This is a genomic window from Psychromonas aquimarina ATCC BAA-1526, from assembly GCF_000428725.1.
Classification (GTDB): Bacteria; Pseudomonadota; Gammaproteobacteria; order Enterobacterales; family Psychromonadaceae; genus Psychromonas; species Psychromonas aquimarina.
Genome location: NZ_KE386793.1, coordinates 335462 through 356368 on the forward strand (window position 1 = coordinate 335462; position 20907 = coordinate 356368).

The window sequence follows — 20907 nt, forward strand, 5'->3', positions numbered from 1 at the left end:
AAGCAGTGAAGTAAGCCACCGCATAAAAACCATGCCGGCATTAAAGGTTCTCCGGCATGGTAAAAAGGTGTGCAGTCAGCGGCTGTTTGATAGCGGCCGGAACTTATTAACGGCTGATTCTTGTTTAAACTCAATCTGCAGCTAATGTAACACTATCTTGATTTACTCCAGGCAGTGCAGCAGCCCGCTTGAACGGGCTGTTTGCTAATGCAGACGGATAAATACCCTTCGGATCACGTCTTGTATTTTGTCTTTTAGAGTAAAGTTGGAAACTTTCCCAGCTACTGACCTGCATGCTCCCGTAGTTGAAGCTGCGCTTTTTCATCTCCAAGCATATTTTCCAATAAGCTCTTTAACTGCTGGTCGCCGCTATTGTTATACAGGTTGAGAATGTCTTGTGCGACTTCTTTACGAAATTCAGATTGAGTATCTTGTGCCTGGTAATATTGTGAGATGAGCCCTTGTACAGCCATGCCGCGGGCATAGTCATTTTGCTCTGTTTCAATCATTGCAATTAAACTGTCAGCAATACGCTTATCGGTAATTGCGCTGTTTGCCGCTACCTCAATTGCCTGTACCTTTAACTTTTCATCCTGCGTATTTTTACTGATATCTATAATGGCGTCGACTGTTTCATAATCATAGCCTGCCATGTTTGGTCTGTTCAGCGTATACATAGTCATTTGTAATTGACTCATAGCTGCAACTCGCTCTACTTCAGGCTGGCTTTCATCCAGAATCTTTGCTCTAAGCTCTTTGCTCACTTGCTGCAAGTAATCTGGATCGGTTTTTATGCGGGTATCGTAGTCTTTTGGTAAGTCGTCATAAAAACTATAGATGGGGTTTTGTTCATTGAATGCTTGACGTTCCTGCTGCTCTTTAAAAGCAATAATATCAAGTACAGCATCTTTAAATTGTTCGTTATCGACTAGAAGCCCGCTGCTGCTCTGAGCACTGAGCTGTGCTGCGCGCTTTTTCAGTAGAGAGATCTGTTTTTTTAATGCCGTGATCTCATCGCTGCTGCCGGCAGGAGCTTGTTTTTCATTACCCGTGGTATGAAAAACAAGCTCCTGTGGCGGGTACTCTCTGACAATTTCAGGCGCAGGTTGTAAAGTGTTATATAAGGTTACAGATAGTGCTGTAATCGATAGTATTAATGAGATATTAGTCTTATTCATAACCAGTAAGTTTCCTGTAAATATACATGGTATCAAGTATTACGTTGTGCCTTTTGAGTGTTCATGGGCAGGTCTTTTGCCTTTCAGGGGAGAATGACTATGCCGATTATAGAGGCTTGAACACGAATGTAAGAACTTACTATATGGTTATCTGACCGCTGCTGTTAATTTAAATAAACAGATAAAGATATTGAATTAAGATTACAGCTCTTATCTTAGAGTTAACAGACTGGAAATGTTCAGCTTACCGGCTGCGGATCACCTGTTATCTAAACTGTCCTGTTTCAGAAATAAATTCAAATCCAGCAGCGGCTAGTTTTTCTTCTAACCTGAGACGGTTGATAGTAAGGCTTTTGACTAATTCGTCAAGGCTGCCGTTAAATTCATCACGCAGCTTCATATTAATAATGCTCAGCAGCATAACAGGATCCATTTTTTCATAATTTTCTAAATACATTTATTCTTCCTTCAAATTAATGATATTTAAGCTAGATGATAATCAATATCAATAATACAAGTTGAGAAAGATAAAGAAAAGAAGTTGTTTTTTTAAATATACAAAAGATACAGGGCATGTTTGAACGGCACTGCTTATCCTTTATTAATGCTGCCGGGACGTAAAAGCTTAATGCAGTGCTGTTCAGACAAACTCCTATCATTTATGCGCTCGATATCCGTTATATATAACGGGCTATTCTCTCTGCTTAGGCTTATATTTTTATTGTTTTTATAACTATTTAATACTGACTATACTCAGGTTAATGCAGTTTCTGCTATTAATTTGTTATTCGAGGTTTAAGTTATGAAAACAATTCTTATATTAAGCTCTCTGCTGCTGTTTTCTTTCCATGTTTCTGCCCAGACAGAAGTAAAGATTTACGGAGATGATGATTACGCTCCATACTCCTATGCGCAGGCAGGAAAAATGACCGGACTCTATACCGCTGTCCTGAAAAAAGTTGCAGAGAAAATGCCCGATTATAAAATATCATTTTTAAAAACCCCCTGGAAACGCGGACTTTCTGATATTGAAAAGGGTAAAATTTTTGCGCTTTATCCGCCTTACGCTCACCCGGAAAAGCGTCCCTATATGGAATACGAAACGGCTATTCTAGATGAAGAATTGAGCCTTTTCTGCTCGGATAAAATCGCTGAACAAGACCGGCCAGCCTGGCCGGTAGATTATTACGGCTTAACAATTGGTAATAATGCCGGATTCACAGTCGGCGGAGATGCCTTTCTGGACGCCGTTAAAGACGGCAAAATCAGCCTGAAAGAAGTGAAAGGCACTTCTAAAAATTTACAAAAACTGATTAACGGGCGTATTGACTGCTATCTGAACGACGGTCTTGCCACTGAATGGGAACTGAAAAAGCTCCAGGATAATGGAAAATACAGCGGTCGCGGCGTATCTAAAGCACTGGTTATTTCAGCTGAGCAGGGGTATTTAGGGATTGTAACCGACGGCAGTAAATTTCCTTACAAGGATGATTTTAAAAAACAATATAACCGTGTATTAACAGAGATGAAAAAAAGCGGTGAGGTTCAGCAGATTGTTGATAATTACCTGAAATAAACTGAGTATATGTCAGCCGTGAAATCAGCGGCTGATATGACCTTCATATCTATACCCGTTAGATCTTCAACTCCACGCCTAGAATCTGTTCACCTCAGAACTTGCTGTTTTTTGTATCTTGAATGATAACGGGTATATTAAAGCTTACCGTTCGATTCTGCTGATTTAATCCAGTCTGTTGTTTTTTACCCGCCTCTGTAGAGGTATTTTTTATTTTCTGCATGCACTGAAAAAAGCTGCCGGGCGGCGTCCTTTTTATTTCCTGATTGTGAAATCTTATATAAATATAGAAAATCGTCTGATTTTCCATCATCTGTTGTGTGTTTTTCTATCTGTTTTGATGCATATCTGTGTAACCTTATGAATCTAATGTGTTTTTGCACCTGCTGGCACAAAATAAAATAAAATTTATTTCATTTCAAAAGGGTGACGAACTTACTACTATTGCCTGCTTTTGTTGTTTAATATGACCACCATATCAAGGCGCGTTGACGGATAAATAACCCTTGCTTAATCGCTTAGTTTATTACTTTTTATTTATGTTAAACGAAAAATCCATAAGGATTCCATAATGAATAATACTTCCAAATCTCTTCAGTCTGAAACTCGTCTTGAGCATGATCTTCTCGGGGAACGTCATGTTCCTGCCGATGCTTATTATGGCGTTCATACATTACGCGCCATTGAAAATTTTAATATTTCTAAAACCACTATTTCCGATGCCCCGGAGTTTATTCGCGGCATGGTGATGACCAAAAAAGCAGCCGCTATGGCTAATAAAGAGCTGGGGGTTATTCCCGGCAATGTCGGCCGCTATATTATTGAAGCCTGTGATTTGATTTTAGAAACAGGTAAATGTATGGATCAGTTTCCGTCAGATGTATTTCAGGGCGGCGCGGGTACTTCGGTTAATATGAATGCCAATGAAGTGATTGCCAATCTGGCGCTTGAACTGATGGGCAAAGAGAAAGGGCAGTATGATTATATTAATCCTAATGACCATGTTAATAAGAGCCAGTCTACCAACTGTACTTATCCGACCGGTTTTCGTGTCGCGGTCTTCAACAGCATCAGCAGCTTAATAAAATCGGTTGAATATCTGGAAGCTGCATTTGAACTAAAAAATAAGGAGTTCAACGGTGTTTTAAAAATGGGACGTACTCAGTTACAGGATGCGGTACCGATGACTGTCGGGCAGGAGTTCCATGCATGGGCTGTGACACTCAATGAAGAGGTGCGTAATTTAAACTACACCTCAAAATTACTACTTGAAGTTAATCTAGGCGCAACAGCTATCGGTACCGGACTTAATGCAGCTCCTGGATATCAGGGGCTGGCGGTAAAATATCTTGCTCAGGTAACCGGTCTTGCCTGTGTGCCCTCTGAAGATTTAATTGAAGCGACATCGGACTGCGGTGCATATGTGATGGTACATAGTGCATTGAAACGACTGGCGATAAAACTTTCAAAAATATGCAATGATCTACGTCTGTTATCATCGGGCCCTCGTGCTGGTTTTAATGAAATTAACCTGCCGGAAATGCAGGCTGGATCTTCGATTATGCCGGCTAAAGTAAACCCGGTTATTCCGGAAGTGGTCAATCAGGTCTGCTTTAAAGTTATGGGGAATGATACAACCATCTCTTTTGCTGCTGAGGGCGGACAGCTGCAGCTTAATGTGATGGAGCCGGTGATCGCGCAGAGCATGTTTGAATCTTTAGATATTTTAAATAATGCCTGTATCAATTTACGTGAAAAATGCATCGATGGTATTACGGTGAATAAAGAGGTATGTGAAAAACACGTATTTAATTCAATCGGTATTATCACTTATTTAAATCCGCTGATTGGTCATCATGAAGGTGATCGTGTTGGTAAAATATGTGCACAAACCGGTAAGAGTGTCCGTGAGGTTGTCTTAGAGCTTGGGCTGCTTACTGAAGAGCAGTTAGATCATATTTTCTCTATTGAGAACCTGATACTTCCTGCCGATAACGCTAAACGCTACGTGTAATTCCCTGCTGCTGTATATCCCCTTCCATAAGCGAGGGGGATCTTCATTATTTTTATTTTCCATAACTGTAGGATAAGCAGATGATTCTTATTGAATTATTTATTGTATTGCTTTTTATTTATCTGGGAGCAAAAATCGGCGGGATAGGTATCGGTTTTGCGGGTGGTGCCGGTGTAATTGTATTAACCATGGTGCTCGGGGCTGATGCAGGTACTATTCCTGTGGATGTGATATTAATTATTATGTCTGTTATTACTGCCATTGCCGCTATGCAGGTTGCCGGAGGAATGGACTGGCTGGTGGATCTGGCGGAATCATTTTTACGTAAGAACCCTAAAAATATCACCTTTTATGCGCCCGTTGTGACCTATTTTATGACCCTGCTTGCGGGCACTGGCCACACAGCCTTTTCCACTTTGCCGGTTATTGCCGAAGTTGCAAAAGAGCAGGGAATCAGGCCTTCCCGGCCGCTTTCAATATCTGTTGTTGCTTCGCAGATTGCCATTACCGCCTCGCCTATTTCAGCTGCTGTGGTATTCTTTTCCGGTATTTTAGAGCCTTTAGGAGTTGGTTACCTGACTCTGTTACTGATATGCATACCCACTACTTTTACTGCCTGTATGGCCGGTGCTTTTGCCGCTAATTTACTCGGGAGCGAATTAAAAGACGATCCTGTTTATATTGAGAGGATGGAGAAGGGGCTGATCAAAATGAAGGGGGTAACTCAACGAAAAATATTACCATCGGCAAAAATGTCCGTGTATATCTTTCTGCTGGCGATTGCTGCGGTTGTTGTTTATGCAACCATGATCAGTGATGCTGTGGGTTTGATAGAATCCCCTGCGATTGATCGTAATCAGGCCATTATGGCGCTGATGCTTACTGCCGCCGCCGCAATTGTAATACTGACTAAAATTGACGCATCAGTGATTGCTGACGCGCCGACTTTTAAATCCGGCATGAGCGCCTGTGTCTGCGTATTAGGTGTTGCCTGGCTGGGTGATACTTTTGTTTCCGGCCATATTGAGGAAATTAAAGCCTTCTCCTCCGGCCTGCTGGAACTGTATCCCTGGATGCTGGCAACAACACTCTTTTTTGCTTCTATGCTGCTCTATTCTCAGGGAGCGACCACAACCGCGCTGATGCCGGCCGCTGTGGCAATTGGTGTTGCGCCGTTAACTGCGGTTGCCTCATTTGCCGCGGTAAGCGCTTTGTTTGTCCTGCCGACGTACCCGACATTACTGGCAGCTGTTGAGATGGACGACACAGGATCAACCCGCATAGGGCAGTATGTTTTTAATCATCCCTTCCTTATTCCTGGAGTCGTGACTATTTCGACCTCTGTTGCATTAGGTTTTATGTTCGGAGGTATTATGATTTAAAGGTAATTATCTAAATCAGCAGCGCCTGAACCGTTGTTACTACGGCTTAGGCACTGCTGATAACAGCCTAAGCTGACGTTTGCTTATTTTCAGCCTGTCTGCCTGTCTCTGCTTATTGTGATTTTTGTACTGCACCTGCTAATTATTCCGTTAATTGTTATTGCCATAATTTTCCCTAAGACTATGCTTTAGTAACTGAAAGTTAATAATATATTGGAAATATTAATAGTTATTATTATTATTCGGAAATAATTACACCGGGTGTGTTTATTCGCGGCAGTAACGCCAATGGAGGGCATGGTATGAACTGGTTATACCAGAAATTAGCGCAGACCAAATTAACATGCCGCCTGATCGCTGTTTACAGCACGGTTTTTTTAGTTATTATCAGCATTACAGTTTCTGCGATATTGTTTAATGTTAAAAAAGTAATAATTACTAATATTGAGTCAGAGCTGCAGAACAGCTCTTATCTGATCAACAGCATGATTAAAACCGCCCTTGATACTTCTATAAAAACTCATCTGAGAACCACTTCCGAGCTTGCTCTGGAAAATGCGCAGTATTATTACGATTTGTATAAAAAAGGAGAGCTTAGCGAGCTGCAGGCTAAGGAAAAAGCCCTGGACAGTATCAGGCCGGTGAAGATCGGCACCACAGGTTATATGTATATATTAGACAGCACTGGTAAACTTCTTTACCACCCCTATAAGGCGCTTCAGTATACTAATATTTCTCAATACGACTTTATAAAAAAGCAGATTAAAAACAAGAACGGTTATATTGAGTATATGTGGAGTAATCCAGGTGATAAAGCGGATCGTCCCAAAGCACTGTATATGAGTTATTTTGCGCCCTGGGACTGGATTGTCAGCGCATCAAGCTACAGAAGTGAATTTGCCGATCTGCTTAATCTCAGTGATTTTGAACAGCAGGTAACCGGGGTTAAATTCGGGCAGGACGGTTATCCGGTCATTCTCGATAACCAGGGCACCTTTCTAATTCATCCGTCACTTAAAGGGCGTAATTTAATAGCAGAAAAGGATCCGCAGGGCGCTGTTGTTAGTGAAATCATAGAAAAAAGAAACGGTATTATTGAATACGACTGGAAAAACCCCTCGGACAAAGTATCAAGAAAGAAACTATTAGTTTATTCAGAACTAAAAGAGTATGACTGGATTATTGCTTCATCAGCTTATAAATCTGATTTTTACGGTGCGCTTAATGATGTTACAAAAATTATTGTGGCGGCACTGCTGTTTTCTCTGTTTATCATGGTTTTGGTGACGATTAAGGTTAGTGCCATGGTAATAAAACCGGTTAAAAAGCTTGAAGAAACGGTATTAAAAGGGGTCAATGGTGATTTATCGGTACGTGTTGCAGTCAACGGCGGTGATGAGATCAATCAACTTGGTATTCATTTTAATAATTTTATTGAATCCCTGGAAACAAATAATAGCAAACTGCATGAAGAGATTATTAGAAGGCGTAATATATCGGGGAAACTGGCCACTTTAAATGAAAATTTAGAAGAGGTGATAAAAGAGCGTACCAGAGAGCTGCATGAAGCGCAGAATGAAATTATTCAAACTGAAAAGTTAGCCGCTGTTAACCGACTTATTAAAGATATTGCCCACAACATTAATACACCCTTAGGTATTTCAATAACTTCGGCGACCTATATTGAAGACTTGGTTATGCAGCTGCATCAAACCTATATCGAGCATAAGATCAGTAAAAAGAATTTCGAAGAATTTTTTAATCAGCATGATAAATCCTATGAACTGTTAATGTCAGGTTTACAAAGGTCGGCTAATCTGATTGATATGTTTAAGCTGCTTACCAGAGATGATGTGTCTCTGACTAAAGACCGCTTTAATGTTAGAAAAGAGATTGAAAAGAGCATAAGTATGCTCCGCCTTGGAGAGCATAAAATCACACTCGACTGTGAATCTGACCTTGAAATCAACAGTTACTCAGCAGTCTTTGATCTGATTATAAGTAATATACTGAGCAACTCACTGACCCATGGTTATGATGCTGATAAATCAGGTGTTATTGATATTAATGTTTCTATGCCTGAAATGCAGTTGTCAATTATTATTTCAGATAACGGCAAGGGGATCAGCGAACAGGATCTGAAAAATGTTTTTGAACCTTTTTATACCAATAAATCCAGTACTAATACCGGCTTAGGTTTAAGTATTGTTCAGCATTCAGTACAAGATATTTTAAACGGCACAATTGAAATCAGCAGTACGGTTGAAAGTGGTACTGAGGTTAAGCTTGAAATACCCGTTATGTAATTTTTGCGCTGCCTGCCGCTTGTGTTTTTAGCGTATGCTTTTCCGTAAATAAACCGATAAGCCACTGTTAACTATAGCTTAATTCGTATTTCATATGCATTAGTTATGTAAGGTATAAAAATGTGATGTGTGCCTGCGTCAACCACTCAAACTCTAATATGTTCAATATATCTACAATTATTTCTCCCTTTATTATAAATCAAGTGTCTTATCTGAATATGAAGCACAGGGTCAGTACGGGTATGTATGTACTGAAAAATACTAAAGGATTAAGAGTTATATATTATGATGAATAAATCAAAGATATCTATGACAGCACTTTGCGCAGGATTAGCGTTTAATGTGAATGCCGATCTGCTTATTAGTGAAGTACTTTACGATGCACCTAACAATGACAGTGTTGAAGAGTTTGTTGAGCTGTTTAATGCCGGTTGTGAAACGGTTGATTTAAGCCAGTACAAGCTTAGTGATAACAGCGGCAGTTATAATCTGCAGGGCAGTTTAGCCTCGGGAGATTATTTTACAGTCGCCGCAGACCAGGCCGGCTTCAGCAGCCTGTTCAGCACAGCGCCGGATCAGTTTCCTATGTCCTTAACCCTGGGCAATTCCGGTGATTATGTGCGTTTAAGCAAAGGCTCAGCAGAGACTGATGTGGTTGCCTGGGAGGGCGGTCTGTCCGGCTGGTCTTTGAATGTGCGCAATGTGTCGCTGTACAGAACTACCGTGGTTAACAGTAAGTCTGCTGCTGACTGGAGCGCCAGTAGTAATGCAGGAAATCCCGGAAGCGGTTCGCTGACGACCAGCTGTGATAACGGCGGCGATACCGGCGGCAGTGAGGCTGACCCGGCTAAGTTAGAAAACGGTAAGGCTAAAAGTAATTTGTCAGCGGGTGCCGGGCAGACTCTGAAATTTACTGCTGATATTCCTGCCGGAGCAACAAAGCTTAGCTTTGTTATGAGCGGCGGAACAGGTGATGCGGATCTTTATATGCGTCAGGGCAGCGAGCCGACAACCAGTGTAAGCGACTGTGCGCCTTACCTGAGCGGGAATAATGAACAGTGTGCAGTTGCGGCGCCGGTGACAGGTCGTTATTATATTAATATAGAAGCTTATGAAAGCTTTAGCGGTGTCAGTTTAACTGTAAATTATACAGCGCAAAGCGGTGGTGATAACGGCGGTGAGACCAACGGTGACTACAGCTATTCTGTTTATTATAGTGATGCTATCGGCAAGTCCGGCTCTGCGCTGAAATCCAGCCTTAATCAGATAATTAAAGGTCATACTCGTTTTAGTTATTCAAAGGTATGGGATGGACTGAATTATGCCGATGAAGATCCGAATAACAGTGATAATGTGATTTTACTCTATACCGGCCGTTCTGAAGCTAAAACCAACCGCGCAGGTATGAGTAACTCATCCGATGCATGGAATCGTGAACATGTCTGGGCTAAAAGTCATGGTTTTCCTTCCAGCGGTCAGCATGGCTATACTGATTTCCACCATCTGCGTCCTGCCGATGTGAGCGTGAACAGTAGTCGAGGCAATAAAGATTTTGCAGCCGGAGGCAGTGAAATATCGGAAGCACCAGGTAATTATACCGACAGCAACAGCTTTGAGCCGAGAGACGAGGTGAAGGGGGATGTAGCACGTATGGTGTTTTATATGGATGTGAGATATCAGGGTAATGACAGCAGCGGTACGCCGGATCTGAGCATCGCTGACGGTACAACATCTACCGGCGATCCTCAGTTGGGTGATCTGTGTACTCTGCTTAGCTGGCACCTGCAGGATCCGGTTAGTGACTGGGAACGCCGTCGTAATAACCGTATCTTTGAATGGCAGAAAAACCGTAACCCGTTCATCGATAACGGTGCCTGGGCATCAGAGTTATACGGTGCTTCCTGTCAATAGGTTTTAAGCTTATAACTTGACGATTAAACGCAGCCGCCCGGCTGCGTTTTTATTTTATATAACCTAACGCTCCGTTATTGCCTGTTGTGTAAGACTAACTTTGCTTTATGAAATTCAAAATTATTGATATTTTTTTCTAATTTCAGCAGCTGATCGGTTTTTAATCCTAACTGAAGCGCATCACTAATTTCTTCGACAATCCCCAGCACCTCTGTGTCACTTTCATCAATCAGCTGACTGATTTTATCGAACAAAGCTTTATCAAAACTAACTTCTGTGACAGGCTCTGTCTTGAGCTGTTGTGATGCAAATATTGAAGTTAATGTTTTGACCAGTGTTTCCAGCGATAATTTTAAACTTGCAGCTGCTTTCTGAATAGCACTCTCATTTTTATGCTGATATGCCTGCTCCAGTGCAGTACAGAGGTGATGAAGCTCAATAAGATGCAGGTTTCCCGTTACACCCTTAAGACTATGTACGTATTTATCGCATTCAGACTGGCTGCGTGTCTGTGATAATAAATCGGTTTTAAAGCGGCCGTGATTTTCAACAAACTGGCGAAGCAGTTTAAGATAAAGCCTTTTATTGCCGATAACTGTTTTTAAGCCGCTTTTAAGGTCAACCCCCGGCAGTTTAGCTATATTTTCCAGGATATCGGCACTGTATTGATCTTGTGGATTTGCCGGTGATGTTCGGCCGCTGTCGGTTATTCTGGAGCGCTGAAGACTGCTGCTGAACCAGCGGGCCATAACAGCAAACATTTCTGGAACATTTATCGGTTTACCTATTAAATCGTTCATACCGGCTCGTAAAACTTTGTCTTTATCCCCGGACATCATATTTGCTGTAACTGCTACAATAGGAAGCTCTAACAGTTTTAACTTCTCACGGATATATCTGCTTGTCTGATAACCGTCGAGCACCGGCATCTGGCAGTCCATTAAAATACCGTCGTAGCTGTTCACTTCTATTTTTTTAAGCGCTTCTCTGCCGTTATTAGCTATGTCGATATTAATACCATTAGATTCAAGCAGGTCTTTAGTAAGTTCCTGATTAATCTCATTATCTTCAACTAATAAGACAGACGCGCCCTGTAAACGCACTATACTTTCGGACAAAAGCTGATCGCTATTGTGCTGAGCTGTGGTTACTGCAGATCTTTGCCCGTATAAAGATAAGATGCCGTTGTACAGGCTTGAGCAGCTGAGCGGTTTAGTTAATATCAAATCACAATGGAGATGAACTGCGCCCAGTGTATCCTGAATTACCTCTAGCGGATAAGCTGACAGCACAATTACTTTATAACCGCAGCTGCCGTGGTGCTTCAGCAGCTGCTGCAAATCCGCCGCACTCTGACTATGTGGTAACTTCCAGTCAAATATCAGCAGATCAAATTCACTTTCTGAGGCTGCTTCAATCCTGCAGTTCATCGCCAGCAGCTGTTCTTTGATTATATTTTCAGTGCCTGTATTGTCAGTAATTAACCGTACTTTTTTATTTTCTGTATGGGCAGGCGCAGCTGCACTGATCTGCTGCTTTTCACTCTTGTAAAGACGCACGCTGAAAGTAAATACCGCTCCTTTGCCGGGGGTGCTAAGCACACTGATATTGCCGTTCATCAGTTCAACTAAGTGTTTACATATTGCCAGCCCAAGCCCGCTGCCGCCGTAGCGCCGGGTCGTTGATGTGTCTGCCTGGGAAAAGGATTTAAAGAGCTTCTGTATTTGCAGACGGTCTAAACCAATGCCGTTATCACTGACCGCAAACTGCAGCTCAATATTTTTTTTACCCTGAGAGAGTACAGAGATATGAATTTTAATTGTCCCTGATTCGGTAAATTTAACAGCATTATTGCCTAAATTAACCAGTATCTGTTTCAGGCGCAGGGGATCGCCGTTTAAGTGATTCGGTACCTGCTCGTCTACCTCTATCAGTAACTCTAAGCCTTTTTCCTGTGCTTTTAAGGCGATTAAATGAGTAAACTCATCGAGCATCTCGGCAAGTACAAATTCTGTGTATTCGATATTAAGCTTGCCCGCCTCAATTTTTGAAAAATCCAGTATGTCATTAATAATGCCGAGTAAAGACTGAGCTGAACGGTGTACTTTATTAACGTAATTCCGCTGGCGCTTATTGAGATCCGTTTCCAGGGCTAAGTAGCTCATGCCGATAATTGCATTCATCGGTGTACGAATTTCATGACTCATATTGGCAAGAAAATCAGACTTCGCCTGGTTGGCCTTGTTTGCATCATCTCGTGATTGTTTTGAACTTTGAGTTAACTCTAATAATGCTGAATGAGACTTTCGAATTAAGTAGGTTAATAAGAAAAACGCTAAAATAAACACTACACCGGCATAGGTAATATAGTCGGCAAATTCTCGTACTTCTGCTATCTCCTGCAGTCTGTATTCCCGCCAGACAGACAATGCGGTATCGGCAGCGACCGCTGAATTTACCACTTTCTCAGTGGTTAAATCGAGCAGCTTAATGACTTCGACCAGACTGCTGAAATTATTAAAGTACGCTTGAATATCGGGATAAACCGATTCAAATACTTTTTTTTCATCATCTTCGATTAATCTGCTTTGGATTTTTTGGCTTCGCTGTAATGCTGTTTCTAATAACAAGATAACCTGCTCAGCATGAAGTTCTTTAGCCTGTTCACTATAAGATAACGAAAAATCCCGATCCGCCTGCCTGGCATCATTGATGTTTTTGGTCAGCAGTGTCACCTCTTCGGACAGCTGCATCCGGTTTTCCATTAAGCTCTGCAGATCACTATTCCCCTGCTGAACAGCCGACAGCACTTGCGATTCGTTATTGTATAACTCCCGTGACAGGCGCGTTAAATCAAAACCATATTGCGCCAGATCTTGAACAGCAGGGGTATCATTACTGATCTCTGAGCGGTTTTTTAACTCCTGCAGTCGGATTAACGCCTCCTGATAGCGCAGCTGTGTTTCCCGCAGCTGTTTTAATAATCTGCGGCTGCGTTTATTTTTCAATTCAAGCGATAATTTTTCAATATGAGCGCTAAGCCGGCTTAATTCTGTCATCGCACGGTTATAGTCGTACTGATTACGAAAAAATATGTAATCTTTTTCGTAATCACATACGCTTTCAATAATGTTTGATACTAGATATGAATGTGAAATATTCTCAGAAATTTCACCTATATTTTTACGCTGTTTTGTTACCGCTTCTCTATTTCGATTAATATACTTAAACTGTAGAATTTGTAATGCTTCAGAGCTTGCAGATGCCTTTACCGCTTTTTCTACCATAAGACTGAGGCTGTCATTTTTTTGTTCATTTAGTGTAAAGTAATGTTCGAATCCCTGCTGATAATCTTTAATTTGCTCTATTAACTGCACTGTATCAATGCTGCTGTCGATCTGATTCTCATGAAACTGCTGAACTAATAATAAAGACTCCTGAATATATGTCCTGGTTTCTTGTGCTTCTTCCTCTGAACCATCTCTGGTGAAGGTTAACTCGTGCAGTCTGGCCCTGTCTAAGGATCTTAACAGCAGGCCGGAACTATGATATCTGTCGACTGAGCTGAACAGATTATCAATACTCTGCCAGGCTGTTAATCCGACAGCAAAAAGCAGCAGGATCACCAGAATAAATCCCCACATAATCCTTTGCGATTTTCCCATCAGGCTGTCAGAGCTTACATTATTGAATTTGCTTAACATTCAGGACGTGCCTTTATAAATTGTGATGAAATCATTAGGGTCTGTTGATCTTTCAAGATTGTTTCTGCAACAGTTTGCCGGCTATTTATACAAGGCTGAGTCTATGCAGTGTAGTTGTTCTACATAAATAGACGATAACGCATACGATCTTGTCAGCAAACGTTGCCCTTCGGGTTCATCTCAAAGCGTTTTGTTCTTTGTTGATTAGATGGCTAAGCCACATCTCGTTCGCCGCGATCAAAACGCTTTGAGATAGAACAAAAGTTAACCGGTAAAGATCAACAGACCCTAGACTCCAGGTTATCGGTAAATGAGTTTTTAACCTTTAACACTTCAGGAAGTATTTGTAAAAACAGCGGCACTAAATGAGGATCAAAATGTGCGCCCGCTTCCCGGCGTAACAGCCCGCATGCCTTTTCAACTGACCAGGCTTTTTTATAGGGGCGTTCGCTGGTCAGTGCATCAAACACATCTGCAATGGCGACAATACGACCGGAAAGAGGGATCTGTTCGCCGGCAAGACCGTTGGGATAACCACTGCCGTCCCATTTTTCATGGTGAGAAACAGCCACTTCACGGGCAAGTTTCAGCAAAGGGGAGTCCTGCCCGCCTAATATTTTTACCCCGTACTCGGCATGGCGCTGCATTTCACGGTATTCATCAGCATCCAGTTTGCCCGGTTTACAGAGAATACTATCTGCAATACCTATTTTACCTACATCATGCATAGGGGCCGCTTCAAATAACAGGTTACACCATTGCGTATTGGCGCGATAAGCCTGCGCCAGCAGGCGGCTGTAGCTGCTCATTCTAATTACGTGCATGCCTGTTTCGTTATCTTTATATTCAGCGGCCCTACCTAAGCACTGAATGAGTTCTAACTGGTTTTTTTCTAACTGCTTAGTACGCTCAAGCACCTGCTGTTCAAGGAGACGCTGCTGCTTATAGAGTGATAACTGTGATTTTATACGGGCTTTAACAATAGCCGGACTAACGGGTTTAGTTATGTAATCAACAGCTCCGATTTCAAATCCGGTCTGTTCATCAACGATTTCTGATTTAGCGGTAACAAATATTACCGGGATCTGCGCGGTAACAGGATCTGCCTTTAATCTTCGGCAGACTTCAAAACCGTCCATTTCCGGCATCACAATATCTAAAAGAATAATATCGGGTTTTGCCGAGCCGCCCGCAATCTCAAGCGCTCTTTCACCATTAACAGCAGCTTTGACCCGATATTGTTTTGATAATACGGCAGACAATATTTGAATATTCTCTGCCGTATCATCTACTACTAACACCGTCATTTTTTCAATATCAGACATCTTTCGGTTTCCACTATTCGACGGCTCTATTTTTTAATAAAGGCCGCTAAAAAAATCAGGACTGTAACACAAAACAGCGAATAAAAGATGCTGATAATGGCGTTATATAATAAGTATCAGGGAAGTCACATAGAAATAGATCAGCAGGCCGCTCAGGTCTACGATAGTGGTGATTGCCGGGCTGGCGACAACGGCCGGATCCTGTTTACAGAATTTTGCCAGCAGCGGCAGAGCCGCACCCACAACCGTTGAGCTAAGCACTTGAATAAACAGTGCCAGAGCAATCGCAATACCGATCATATTTAATGACAAACCGTCCGGCAGTTCAGCCCCAAAGGACAGAAACTGAATCTTTAAATAGGAGACAGCAGCTAAAGCTGATCCGATAAAAATTGATATACGCAGCTCTTTCCATATTACTGCGCCGCAGTGCCTGATATTAAGTTCTCCTAGTGCCATCGAGCGTATGATCACCGTTGCCGCCTGACTCCCGGCGTTGCCGCCGGTATCTGCAACCATCGGCATATATAAAGCCAAAATAACCAGGGCAGTAATAGCGTCCTCATAACTTTGAATAACCATACCCGATAAAATACCTACAGCAGCGAGTCCCGCGATCCAGAAAATTCGTTTTTTGACATGTGTTAATACCGGAGTCTCAAGATAGGGAGCCTGGTCCATTTCACTCTGAATCCCCATCAGCAGTTCGACATCTTCAGTCTGCTCCAGGCGCATTACCTGCATTGCCTGTTTAGGACCGAATAAACCAGCGGGACGGCCTTTGCCGTCAAGAATTGCTAAGCAGTCTAATGGACTTTGCTGTAATAATATTACTGCCTGCTCTTGATCTAAACCTGCATAGACACCGGAAACGTGCTCACCGATATCTTTAAGCAGGGTATCTGCCTTATGGGTAAAGAGCTGATGTAATTCCAGTAATGTGCAGTAAAGACCTTGTTTATCAACGATAAATAGTATTTTACCAGCAGTATTCAGATCCAGTAATTTTACCTGTTCAATAGCTTGTGCAGCGGTTGTATCGCCGCTTAAAGATAAAAAACGCCCGCAGCAGGTAACGGAAATAACCGGGTGCTCCTCAACAGACAGTTTTATGATGTCGCTTTTTAACCAGCTGGGCATATGTTTTCTTAAATAACTTCTGTCAGGCTCAGCTAATGCTTTATAGATGCTTAAGCACTGGCGCAGTGACATAGCGCCAAGCCATTGAGCAAGCGCTTCTGAGGTTAAACTTTTTATAAAGGTAAGTAACTGCTGGTTTTTGTTTTCAGTGTCGAAGTTGTGTTTTTTATGACGACAGACATCATAGTCATCTGCATAGTGCGGGTTAATGTAATCAGGTGTAACAGCTGTAATAGTGGACATGGCTAATCCTCCCCAAAAAAACAGGATTTAAATGTGTGAATTTGTATTTGATTTTGAAAGGGACAGCGGCGGGGGATTAACAGTATCTGCTGATTTGGATAATCAGAGTTTTATTAAATACAAATATCCTCCAGTGCTGTTTTCCCTACTCGGAGGGATATCGTTAAGCATAAAGCTCTCCAGCAGGTTCTATGAACCCGAATAAAAAAAAAGAGGGTACTAAAATATTCTGCAGCGTTAAAGCGCTGAAAAATGAGTTATAGCACTGTGATAAAAATAACCGGGCTGCTGAATATATGTGATTCAGAAGATTAACAGCTGCTGGCTGTTTTTCACTATGGTATTAGATTGTAAATAAAGAAAGCTGTAAGCGGAGGAGACTGGATAAATCTAAACAAGGTTTCAGATTAGCAGTGAGTCCTCCAATTTTTAAAGCAGATTTCCCTGCAACTATCTGTATCCATTAGTTTTATTTTCCTAGTAAATTTTTTGAAAAGTATAAAGTGCTTTTGATATATGTCAATAAAAACAGGTGTTTATAGTTTGCTGTATTAGAGTCTTTGATAAAACAATGTTGTTTTTACTTTATATGTTTATCTTGAATTGCTTTTATTTCGCCGCTTGATGCTAAGCTGCTCAATACTTCATTGAACTTTTTAATTATTTTTTCGCCCTCTGCATTAGTTTTGGGAATGATAAAATAATGGCCTATTTTTACAAAACTCTTTTCCAGCATTTTAAAGTTGTTTCTATTTTCAAATAGATCTTCAATAAATTTCCAGCCGGCAATTTCATTAGTCATCACCAGCTCTACCCGGTCTGATTCCAGCATTTTAAAACAATGGCCCATACTTTTTGGTCTGGCGAGCTTAATAACATTCTTTTCCGCTAATTTTTTTAAACCGAACAGGTTATATCCTATTGGTTTACAGATCCGCAGACCGGTTAAATCTTTTTCACTTTGATAGTTTAAATTGAAATCCTGTTTTGTAAAAAAATACTCCTGAAGTTCGTACATGACATTTGAAAAATATAAGATTTTTTCGCGTTCACTGTTTTTACTATAGGGAAAGGTGCCTAGGAACTGGCCGTTCATGGTTGCGGAAAACCCGCGTTTCCAAGGCCTGAAGACGATTTCCGGTTGATGGCCCATAGCGGTGAAAATATGCTGAATTATTTCTGCTGCCAGGCCGCCGTTTTCTAAGTGACCGCCGACAAAAGGAGGGAAATCTCCAGTAACAAGGTTAACTTTTTCTGCCTGGCAGCTCAGGCTGAGCAGTAAAGGCAGTAATAAAATAATTTTCATATGGACTCATAAACGGCAGGTTTTACTTATATTGGTAATACGACTCATTATTATAAAGAATAAGCATCGTTTGATATTTAAGCAAGTGCAGCACTGCCGGTGGCTAACTTCATGGTGATTTGATTTTGACTTATTGGCCGAAGCGGGTTGCCTTGAAGCTGTTGAGTATGCGGTGGACTAGATAGCAAGCCAGGAGAGTCGCTATAATGGCAAACAGGATGCTGCTGACCCGGTACAGGGCACTGAATACCAGATCATTATCCGGTGCAAGATACTGCCCGAACAGTATGCCTAAGGTGGTGAGCGCGGCAAATCCGACTCCGGAACCGCCGCCTTCTTTTACATGGGCATAACTAAGCAGCATTAACCCTATCCAGAGTATCGGAATCACTAGTATTAATTCACTCGACCAGTTGTATAAAAACAGCTGAACGGCTAAACCTGCTGCGACACCTAACAGTGTGCCCATTGCACGTTTTCTTGCGCAGCCTAATGTGCCGTTCCAATGCATAGGAAATAAAAGCAGCAGGGTGGTTGCCTGCGCGGACATTGAATCCTGTAAGTCAAAGATCTGAAACAGTAGAAACGATAATACAGCAACGGATGCTCCCATTAGCGATTCATGGCGTATCCTGTTTACCTTTTTAGTTGGAGCTGGATGTTTTACTCTTTTATCGACATCCGGGAACAATGCTGTCATTAAGAACGCGATGCTAACGCTAAGTATACTTGCACCGATATTATTAAAAATAAGTTCATTGATATCTGTTTGCGGATAGCTTGAAAAGTGCAGCATAATGCTTAAGCTGAGTATGCTTTGCGCGCCGAATAAAAATAAACTTCCCTTGGACATGCAGGTAAACTTATAAAGAAACAAGAAAAAAGCAATAATCAGCATAGGTACCTGATGACTGCCGAAAAGGCCGCCTAAAATACCGACTTCCAAACCGCAGACAACAGCCGCTGCAATACACTGCAGTGCGGCCTGGCTGGTCATTTTTGGTATCATTCCCAGAAGCAGTATCGGTGTTACGGTAAAAAACACGCCGTAGTTCCAGTTGAAAATTTTACACAGAGTAAAGCCCAGTGTAGCGCCCGCTGCGATGCGCAGGCACTGGCGAATGTCGTTTTCAGACAGGGAGTGATGCCATAATTTCATAGCAGCCCTTAATAGATGTAATGTAAATAGCTGAGCAGGCTGATCTGCGCCTTTGCCAGCAGTGCAAAAACCGCATTATCAGGCAGCAGCTGCACCGTTGCCCGCGCGCCGGAAGGCAGGGTATTCGCATGGTTATTTTTTAGTGTCAGGTGCATACGCATGCGCTGAGCATCCCGCACCCAGCGAGTCGATTTTGTCGGAGTTGCCAGGCTGCCGTTGGCGTCAAACTGAGCAGCACTGATCCCGGCATCCATACCAGCAATATAGGCGGGATAAAGCTGACCCGGATCACTATCAAAGGCCACCAGTGCCCGGCTGCCTGCTGTCGCGCTGCGCGAGCTTTTCTCCCGGAAATCTGCAATGATATCTAGTTCAGTGGAAACCAAAGCCAGCAGCGGTTTGCCGGCGGCTGCATAGGCACCGGCTTTAAGCTGCAGGTTAGTGACAATACCGTCCTGCTCAGCTTTAACCCGGGTATAGGATAAATTTAACTGTTGCTGCTCAAGCTGGTTTTGTGCAACACGAAGATTTATGTTCTGCTCATCAAGCTCGCCCCTGCGTACCTGCAGTTCCTTTAAACGTGCTTTAGCCGCCAGTAAGCTGGCCTGAGCGGCCGTTGCCGCGCTCTGTGCATCATCTTTCTGCTGCTGCGATACCTGATGACGGCTGTTTAGGAAATCAACCCTTTCGGCATAGCGCATTTTCTGCTCGGTGAGAATGCTGCTTGCCTTAACCTCTGCCTCAGCAGCTGCTAATGAGGCATCCAGCTGCCTGTTACTTTTGCGGGTCTGTTCCAGGTTCAGCTGCGCTTTTTCTACCGCCAGCTCATAGGGGGCCGGGTCAATATAAAACAGCAGATCACCTTTAGAAACCCGCTGGTTATTTTTAACTTTAATCTCGGTAATGTGGCCATTGAGCTGCGGTGCAACTTTGGTGACAGATCTGGCCGCCATCGCCTGTTGAGTCAGCGGCATTGTTGAATCAGCTAAAATAAAATAGCTGAAAATCGTCACAAAGAAGATCATTGCAAGCTTTATCCAGCGGCTGAATTTTTGTTCTGGTGTCATAATTATTTCTCTATTACTGTGTTTCTGTATCATTTAATCTGTGTAATGCGTTGCCTGCTATTCGTTCGATAACATTTTTAAACTGGCTGATTTCTGCTTCATCAATACCGGCTAACAGGTCGCGGCGAACCTGCATAATATGGGCTTCAATTTTACAAATAACGGCGTGCCCCTGTGCGGTAAGCGTGACAATGCGCACCCGTTTATCTTTATCGCTGCTGCGGCGGACAATCAGCTCCTGCTCTTCTAACTGTTTAAGGGTGCGCATCAGAGAGGCTAATTCAATTTCAAGTGAGTCGGCGAGTGTTTTCTGACTGATATTATCGTTCAGACATTTCAGCTTCCATAACGCAGTCCAGCGTGAATAGGTTAACTGCAGCGGTGCCAGTTCTTTATCTGCCGCAGTGCGCCATAAACGCGAAAGACGGCCCAGCTGTTCGGGCAGAGACAGTTCCCGTAATACTTTAATGTCATCGTTCATATGCACTCCTTAGTTACTTAGCGTGCTAACTAATATATATTGGTTAGCACGCTAAGTAAATTAAAAGCTGATAATTTGATATTTTTGAATATAAGTGAGGCTGTGAGAAAGGCGG

14 protein-coding genes are annotated in these 20907 nt (G+C 42.3%); 5 read left to right on the forward strand and 9 right to left on the reverse strand.

Translation table 11 applies throughout. The annotated features are described in order from the left end of the window. Positions 1–281: 281 nt before the first annotated feature. The gene (locus G337_RS27400; RefSeq protein ID WP_051303621.1) at positions 282–1178 is read right to left on the reverse strand and encodes a hypothetical protein; all 897 of its coding nucleotides are present in this window, start codon (positions 1176–1178) and stop codon (positions 282–284) included. A 265-nt stretch (positions 1179–1443) separates the two neighbouring features. Next, the gene (locus G337_RS0124925) at positions 1444–1635 is read right to left on the reverse strand and encodes a DUF4250 domain-containing protein (protein ID WP_028866254.1); all 192 of its coding nucleotides are present in this window, start codon (positions 1633–1635) and stop codon (positions 1444–1446) included. 345 nt (positions 1636–1980) lie between these two features. On the opposite strand from G337_RS0124925, the gene G337_RS0124930 reads away from it, so the two are divergent. From G337_RS0124930 to G337_RS0124955, 5 genes are all read left to right on the forward strand, one after another. Further along, entirely contained in the window at positions 1981–2754 is a 774-nt protein-coding gene (locus G337_RS0124930) for a substrate-binding periplasmic protein (protein WP_028866255.1), read from the forward strand. A 571-nt stretch (positions 2755–3325) separates the two neighbouring features. After that, positions 3326–4768: an aspartate ammonia-lyase gene (gene aspA, locus G337_RS0124940; RefSeq protein WP_028866257.1), complete on the forward strand. Its 1443-nt coding sequence runs from the start codon at positions 3326–3328 to the stop codon at positions 4766–4768. Positions 4769–4848: 80 nt separating this feature from the next. Continuing rightward, positions 4849–6150: an anaerobic C4-dicarboxylate transporter gene (locus tag G337_RS0124945; protein WP_028866258.1), complete on the forward strand. Its 1302-nt coding sequence runs from the start codon at positions 4849–4851 to the stop codon at positions 6148–6150. A 302-nt stretch (positions 6151–6452) separates the two neighbouring features. Beyond that, complete coding sequence (locus G337_RS0124950) at positions 6453–8456, forward strand: sensor histidine kinase (RefSeq protein WP_028866259.1); 2004 nt, start codon at positions 6453–6455, stop codon at positions 8454–8456. A gap of 285 nt (positions 8457–8741) precedes the next feature. Next, on the forward strand, positions 8742–10367 hold the full coding sequence (locus tag G337_RS0124955; RefSeq protein ID WP_028866260.1) for an endonuclease: 1626 nt from the start codon (positions 8742–8744) through the stop codon (positions 10365–10367). Positions 10368–10441: 74 nt separating this feature from the next. On the opposite strand, the gene G337_RS0124960 is transcribed toward G337_RS0124955, so the two are convergent. The 7 genes from G337_RS0124960 to G337_RS0124995 form a co-directional block, all read right to left on the reverse strand. Further along, positions 10442–14071 (reverse strand): response regulator, encoded by a 3630-nt coding sequence (locus G337_RS0124960; RefSeq protein WP_028866261.1) that lies wholly within the window; start codon positions 14069–14071, stop codon positions 10442–10444. A gap of 278 nt (positions 14072–14349) precedes the next feature. Continuing rightward, the gene (locus G337_RS0124965) at positions 14350–15387 is read right to left on the reverse strand and encodes a response regulator (RefSeq protein WP_211235850.1); all 1038 of its coding nucleotides are present in this window, start codon (positions 15385–15387) and stop codon (positions 14350–14352) included. A 111-nt stretch (positions 15388–15498) separates the two neighbouring features. Then, entirely contained in the window at positions 15499–16779 is a 1281-nt protein-coding gene (locus G337_RS0124970; RefSeq protein ID WP_028866263.1) for a magnesium transporter, read from the reverse strand. Between the two features lie 580 nt (positions 16780–17359). Further along, complete coding sequence (locus tag G337_RS0124980; protein ID WP_028866264.1) at positions 17360–18085, reverse strand: substrate-binding periplasmic protein; 726 nt, start codon at positions 18083–18085, stop codon at positions 17360–17362. A 130-nt stretch (positions 18086–18215) separates the two neighbouring features. Further along, a complete protein-coding gene (locus G337_RS0124985; RefSeq protein WP_028866265.1) occupies positions 18216–19244 on the reverse strand; it encodes a DUF2955 domain-containing protein in 1029 nt (342 codons plus the stop codon). An 8-nt stretch (positions 19245–19252) separates the two neighbouring features. Further along, on the reverse strand, positions 19253–20311 hold the full coding sequence (locus G337_RS0124990; protein WP_028866266.1) for an HlyD family secretion protein: 1059 nt from the start codon (positions 20309–20311) through the stop codon (positions 19253–19255). 13 nt (positions 20312–20324) lie between these two features. Next, on the reverse strand, positions 20325–20792 hold the full coding sequence (locus G337_RS0124995; protein WP_028866267.1) for a MarR family transcriptional regulator: 468 nt from the start codon (positions 20790–20792) through the stop codon (positions 20325–20327). Between the last annotated feature and the right edge of the window lie 115 nt (positions 20793–20907).

What these genes read in the sequence shown, in the direction of transcription:
- aspA (WP_028866257.1), top strand. Translation starts at nt 3,326, where the DNA reads ATGAATAATACTTCCAAATCTCTTCAGTCTGAAACTCGTCTTGAGCAT.
- G337_RS0124925 (WP_028866254.1), bottom strand. Translation starts at nt 1,635, where the DNA reads ATGTATTTAGAAAATTATGAAAAAATGGATCCTGTTATGCTGCTGAGC.
- G337_RS0124990 (WP_028866266.1), bottom strand. Translation starts at nt 20,311, where the DNA reads ATGACACCAGAACAAAAATTCAGCCGCTGGATAAAGCTTGCAATGATC.
- G337_RS0124955 (WP_028866260.1), top strand. Translation starts at nt 8,742, where the DNA reads ATGATGAATAAATCAAAGATATCTATGACAGCACTTTGCGCAGGATTA.
- G337_RS0124950 (WP_028866259.1), top strand. Translation starts at nt 6,453, where the DNA reads ATGAACTGGTTATACCAGAAATTAGCGCAGACCAAATTAACATGCCGC.
- G337_RS0124960 (WP_028866261.1), bottom strand. Translation starts at nt 14,071, where the DNA reads ATGTTAAGCAAATTCAATAATGTAAGCTCTGACAGCCTGATGGGAAAA.
- G337_RS0124980 (WP_028866264.1), bottom strand. Translation starts at nt 18,085, where the DNA reads ATGAAAATTATTTTATTACTGCCTTTACTGCTCAGCCTGAGCTGCCAG.
- G337_RS0124985 (WP_028866265.1), bottom strand. Translation starts at nt 19,244, where the DNA reads ATGAAATTATGGCATCACTCCCTGTCTGAAAACGACATTCGCCAGTGC.
- G337_RS0124995 (WP_028866267.1), bottom strand. Translation starts at nt 20,792, where the DNA reads ATGAACGATGACATTAAAGTATTACGGGAACTGTCTCTGCCCGAACAG.
- G337_RS0124930 (WP_028866255.1), top strand. Translation starts at nt 1,981, where the DNA reads ATGAAAACAATTCTTATATTAAGCTCTCTGCTGCTGTTTTCTTTCCAT.
- G337_RS27400 (WP_051303621.1), bottom strand. Translation starts at nt 1,178, where the DNA reads ATGAATAAGACTAATATCTCATTAATACTATCGATTACAGCACTATCT.
- G337_RS0124945 (WP_028866258.1), top strand. Translation starts at nt 4,849, where the DNA reads ATGATTCTTATTGAATTATTTATTGTATTGCTTTTTATTTATCTGGGA.
- G337_RS0124970 (WP_028866263.1), bottom strand. Translation starts at nt 16,779, where the DNA reads ATGTCCACTATTACAGCTGTTACACCTGATTACATTAACCCGCACTAT.